The sequence below is a fragment of the Candidatus Eisenbacteria bacterium genome (assembly GCA_016867495.1).
Taxonomy (GTDB): Bacteria; Eisenbacteria; RBG-16-71-46; order CAIMUX01; family VGJL01; genus VGJL01.
Genome location: VGJL01000192.1, coordinates 1 through 4,775 on the forward strand (window position 1 = coordinate 1; position 4,775 = coordinate 4,775).

6 protein-coding genes are annotated in these 4,775 nt (G+C 67.9%); 1 reads left to right on the top strand and 5 read right to left on the bottom strand.

All coding sequences use genetic code 11. The features are described from left to right. On the bottom strand, nucleotides 1-1,231 hold a 1,231-nt coding region (locus FJY88_11945; protein ID MBM3288045.1), incomplete at its 3' end, for a phosphopyruvate hydratase. 145 nt (nucleotides 1,232-1,376) lie between these two features. Between FJY88_11945 and FJY88_11950 the strand changes: the two genes are divergently transcribed. Further along, the gene (locus FJY88_11950; protein ID MBM3288046.1) at nucleotides 1,377-1,580 is read left to right on the top strand and encodes a zinc ribbon domain-containing protein; all 204 of its coding nucleotides are present in this window, start codon (nucleotides 1,377-1,379) and stop codon (nucleotides 1,578-1,580) included. 7 nt (nucleotides 1,581-1,587) lie between these two features. Here the strand turns inward: FJY88_11950 and FJY88_11955 are convergent, their stop codons facing one another. The 4 genes from FJY88_11955 to sppA form a co-directional block, all read right to left on the bottom strand. Next, nucleotides 1,588-2,322 carry a hypothetical protein gene (locus tag FJY88_11955; protein MBM3288047.1) on the bottom strand — a complete coding sequence of 245 codons (735 nt, stop codon included), beginning with the start codon at nucleotides 2,320-2,322 and terminating at the stop codon, nucleotides 1,588-1,590. Then, on the bottom strand, nucleotides 2,279-2,653 hold the full coding sequence (locus tag FJY88_11960) for a DUF2089 domain-containing protein (protein MBM3288048.1): 375 nt from the start codon (nucleotides 2,651-2,653) through the stop codon (nucleotides 2,279-2,281). The genes FJY88_11955 and FJY88_11960 overlap by 44 nt, the downstream gene beginning before the upstream one ends. A gap of 147 nt (nucleotides 2,654-2,800) precedes the next feature. Continuing rightward, nucleotides 2,801-3,556, bottom strand: coding sequence for a DUF624 domain-containing protein (locus tag FJY88_11965; protein MBM3288049.1), 756 nt, complete (start codon nucleotides 3,554-3,556; stop codon nucleotides 2,801-2,803). Between the two features lie 9 nt (nucleotides 3,557-3,565). Then, nucleotides 3,566-4,775, bottom strand: a 1,210-nt coding sequence (sppA, locus tag FJY88_11970) for a signal peptide peptidase SppA (GenBank protein MBM3288050.1), incomplete at its 5' end; no start/stop codon positions are given.

Consider the following 4,775-nt stretch of genomic DNA (forward strand, 5'->3'; position numbering starts at 1 on the left):
GCTCCTCCTCGATGCGGATGAGCTGGTTGTACTTGCAGAGGCGGTCCGTCCTCGACGCGCTTCCGCTCTTGATCTGCCCCGCGTTCACCGCGACGGCGACGTCGGCGATGATCGAGTCCTCGGTCTCACCCGAGCGGTGCGAGATGACCGTCGTGAGCCCGCTCCGGTGCGCCATCGCGACGGTGTCGAGCGTCTCGGTGAGCGTCCCGATCTGGTTGAGCTTGACGAGGATCGAGTTCGCCGCGCCCTCCTCGATCCCGCGGGCGAGGCGGTCGGGGTTCGTCACGAAGATGTCGTCGCCCACGATCTGGATGTCGCCGCCGAGCTGCTCGGTCAGTCGAACCCAGCCGCGCCAGTCGTCCTCGGCCAGGCCGTCCTCGATGGAGATGATGGGGTAGCGGTCCACGAGCTCAGCGTAGTACTCGACCATCTCCTCGCTCGTGCGGCTCTTCTTCTCGGCCGCGAAGACGTACCGGCCGTCCTTGTGGAACTCGCTCGCGGCGGCGTCGAGCGCGAGGAAGACGTCGCCGCCGGGCTCATACCCGGCCTTGTCGATGGCGCGGACGATCGCGCCGAGCGCCTCCTCGTTCGAGCCGAGGTTCGGCGCGAACCCGCCCTCGTCGCCCACGGCGACGGAAAGCCCCTGCGCCTTGAGAACGCTCTTCAGGGCGTGGAAGACCTCCGCGCCCATGCGGATGGCCTCGGTGAAGGACGGCGCGCCTGCCGGAACGATCATGAACTCCTGGATGTCGAGGTTGTTGTCGGCGTGCTTGCCGCCGTTGAGGACGTTCATGAGCGGGACGGGGAGGGTCCTCGCGTTCACGCCTCCGATGTGGCGGTAGAGCGGGATGTCGAGCGCGACCGCCGCGGCCCGCGCGCAGGCGAGCGAGACGCCGAGGATCGCGTTCGCCCCGAGCGACGCCTTGTTCTCCGTGCCGTCCAGTTCGAGGAGGATGCCGTCGATGTCGGTCTGCTCGTCGGCGTCGAGACCGATGATCTCCGGGGCGATGGTCTCGTTGACGTTCGCCACGGCCTTCTGGACGCCCTTGCCGCCGTAGCGCTTCTCGTCGCCGTCCCGGAGCTCGACGGCCTCGTGCGTGCCCGTTGAGGCGCCGGACGGCACCGCGGCCCGCCCCACGACGCCCGATTCGAGCGTCACGTCCACCTCGACCGTCGGGTTCCCGCGCGAGTCGAGGATCTCCCGGGCGAACACGTCTGCGATGGTCATCATGCTGTCTCCGAGGCGCATCTTGGGAACTCCCCGTTGGGGTGCACGTGGCGAGGATGGTAGGGGGCACGCCGAGCGCCCGTCAAGTGGGAAACACCTGCCGGGCGCCGGCTTGACGCGGGGGCGGAGAGGCGCTAGGATGCACGTGATGCCCATCTACGAGTACGAGTGCAAGGCCTGCGGCTCGCGCTTCGAGGAGCTTGAGTCGTTCGAGGCGAGGGACAAGCCCCATACCTGCCCCGTCTGCGGGGCGCGGAAGTCGCGGCCGCTCGTGTCCCGGGTGGCCGGTGGCGCCACCAGCTCCTGCGCCTCCTGTTCCGCCGCGTCCTGCAGGTCCTGCGGTTCGGGCTGAGGCCCGCCTACTCCAGCCGGATCGTGACCCTCTTGTCCTCCTCGTCGTCGTAGACGTCGAGGATCTTGCCGTCGAAGCCGTCCTCCTGCGCCATCTTGATGATCTTCTCGACGTCGAGGTCGAGACCTGAGAGCCCGTTGTCCCCGAAGAGGGCGTGGTGGCTCTCGTGGCTCTCGCCAAGCCCCTCCAGCCCCTCCGTGAAGGCCCCGGTCAGCTCGTCGAGGTCCGCGTCGGGCCCGAGCCTCTCCTGGAGCTTCCGGCGGACCTTCTCCTTGATCCTCTCGGCCTTCTCCATGGCCCGTTCCGCCCTCTCCTTGGCCATCTCCGCGTGGCGCTCGCTCCTGTGCGTCCTTGCGCCCAGAGCGTGCGGCGCCAACTTGAACCCGAGCTTGAGGAGCGCCAGCGGCACACGGATGTTCACGGTCTCGTCGCCGTCCTGCTCCACCCTGACGTGGATCCAGCGGCGCTTGAGCTCGCGCTCCGAGGGACGCGAGTCGGCGCGGTCCAGGGCGTCGATCAGCTTCGCGGCCTCGTCCGCCGTGATCTTCTTGTCCTCGAGCATCTTGAGGATCCTGAGCTTCTCGGTCTCCATGTCGTGTCTCCTTGCCTTGATGGTCGGTCTGCGCGCCCGATCGCCCAACCCGACCTCACTCCAGGGGATGGTCGTCCACAGCTCCGGGGTGGGGCACATCCCGGTCCTAAGCGGACGCGTCGGCCAGCCGTCGTAGGAACTCGTCTGCATCGATCTCTCCCGCCTCGAGCTTCGCCAGAAGCTCGGCCTTCATGTCCTTCGTCACCTCGGGTACCGGGGCGAATCCGAGCGCCCGCACAACCTCCTCGAGTCGAGCGCGGACCGTGGGGTAGGAGATGCCCATCTCGCGCTCGACCTCCTTGATGTTCCCGCGCGACTTCAGGAAGATCTTGATGAGGTCGAGCTGCTGCTGCGACAGCGTGCAGAAGGGGCAGGTCTCGAAGCGCCCGCGGACCGTGATGTCGCACGCCGGGCACTCGAGCTCCCTGACCACCATCTCGCCGCCGCACGCGGCGCAGGTCGGCGGCTGTCTATGAATCATGCTCACCCTCCTCGTCTCAGGAACTCCAGGAACGGATTCCACATTCGCAGGTGTACGACACGAATATTAAGCTAGCGGTTGCACAATGTCAACCGAATTCAATGTGTAGATTAAGAATATTGATGCTTGGTCTTCAGGATGGGTCGATCAGCGGGGTCTCTGGCTCTCCCAGGGCCTCCAGAGGTCCCGCCAGGAGCGGGTCTCGGGGGCCTCCGAGGCTGCGTCGGAGCCCGGGAAGTACTTCTTGAGGAGCTCGCGGTGGCCGGTGGAGAGGATGACGGCCGTGAGGCTGCCGGCAAGGAGGAGAAGGCCCACGCCGCTTGCGACGAGCAGCGCGACGAGGAGGGCCGATTGGAGAGCGATGACGATGGTGAAGCCGGGGTTGTCAAGAGCGAGGAGGGCGGACTTCCGGAGGGCGGTCCGCAGGCGCCTGTCGCCCCCGCTCAGTAGGGGATGCAGGTGGACGTGCATGAGCGCGAAGAAGGCCGCGGACCAGACGAGGAGTGTGGCGAGCGCTGTGCCGGCAAACGCCGCGCGTCCGTGAAGGCGGCCATAGAACCTGATGTTGAACCAGAGAAGGGCTGCGGCGCCGGCAGTGAAGGCGCCGAGCTTGATCGAGGGGATGAGGTCGCGACGGAAGCCGACCCAGAAGTCTGCGAGGCGGGCGTCCTCGTCGGCGGCGATCCTGCGGGCGAGGCTGAAGAGTCCGGCGGTCGCCGGCGGCGCTGTGACCACTCCGAGGCAGAGGACGCACCAGAGCAGATTGGCGACGATGAGCGTTCCGAGATGGTCGTAGGCGTGCCAGAAGGCGCGCTTGAAGGTGGGGCGAAGAACGTCGGCCGCCCGGATCCTCGTCGGACCCGCGCGCGTTCCTCCGGGTTCCGGGCGGCCGTTCTTGGGCATGGGACCTCTCTACTGCCCCGGGACCCGGCTCGTCATCCTGAACTGCACGAGGTCTTCCGGGCCGGTCTCGCCGAAGCTGATGAGCCTCGAGAGCCCGAGCTTCGCCGAGGCCGACTTCAACAGGAGATCGAAGAACGACGGGCTCTCCGTGAACGCGACGACCGTCGCGCGGTCGCGCTCGACGCCGATGCGCTCGCAGGCGTAGTCGATGGCCTCCGAGAGGCCCCCGAGCTGGTCGGCCAGCCCGATGGCCACGGCCTGGTTGCCGGTGTAGACGCGGCCCTGGCCGATCTCGCGGACGCGCGCCTCGTCGAGCTTCCTGCCTTGGGCGACCTTGGCGACGAAGTCGTCATAGTGCCGCTCCATGAGGTCCTCGGCCATGGCGAGTTCATCGTCGGTGGCGCGCCGCGTCGTGGACCACATGTCGGCGTACTGCCCGCGCTTGAAGGTCTCGTGGGTCGCGTCGATCTTCTCGTAGAGGCCGGCGAGCGACGGCTTCATGCCGACGACCCCGATGCTGCCCGTGATGGTGAGCGGATCTACGAAGATGCGCTCCGCGGCGCAGGCGATGTAGTAGCCGCCTGAGCCGGCGACGTCGGCCATCGAGACGATGAGCGGCTTCTTCGCGGCGACGCGCATCGTCTCCTTCCAGATGATGTCCGAAGCGAGCGCGCTCCCGCCGCCGCTGTCGACGCGGAGCACGACCGCCTGGACCCTGGGGTCACGCCTCGCCCGAGCGAGGGCCGCGACGAGCGTCTCGGATCCTATGGACTCGCCGCCCCAGACGGGGTCGTGTCCGCCCTTGCCGACGTCGATGCTGCCGTACGCCCCGACGACCGCGATCGTCGGGCCGGGGTGCCAATCGTAGGCCTTGTCGCGCCAGTCGGAGACGCTCAGCGTCGTGATGCCGTCGGTCTCCTCGGGCGGCTTCCGGCCGGCGAGCCTCACCGCGACCGCCTTGGCGTCGGCCCAGAACGCCAGGGAGTCCACGAGCCCCGCCTCGACGGCCTGATGACCGTAGAACATGCGCCCGTCGCACACTAGCTCGGCCCGCTCGCGCGAGAGCCCTCGACCCTCGACGACCGCGCGCACGATCTCGGCGTACACGTCGTCCACGAGACCCTGCACCTCTTCACGCTGCTCGTCCGTGAGCGGGCCGGCGCCGATCGAGTGGAACGTGCTCTTGTACTTGCCGGCCGACACGTAGTCCCACTCGATG

What these genes read in the sequence shown, in the direction of transcription:
- FJY88_11950 (MBM3288046.1), top strand. Translation starts at nt 1,377, where the DNA reads ATGCCCATCTACGAGTACGAGTGCAAGGCCTGCGGCTCGCGCTTCGAG.
- FJY88_11955 (MBM3288047.1), bottom strand. Translation starts at nt 2,322, where the DNA reads ATGCAGACGAGTTCCTACGACGGCTGGCCGACGCGTCCGCTTAGGACC.
- FJY88_11960 (MBM3288048.1), bottom strand. Translation starts at nt 2,653, where the DNA reads ATGATTCATAGACAGCCGCCGACCTGCGCCGCGTGCGGCGGCGAGATG.
- FJY88_11965 (MBM3288049.1), bottom strand. Translation starts at nt 3,556, where the DNA reads ATGCCCAAGAACGGCCGCCCGGAACCCGGAGGAACGCGCGCGGGTCCG.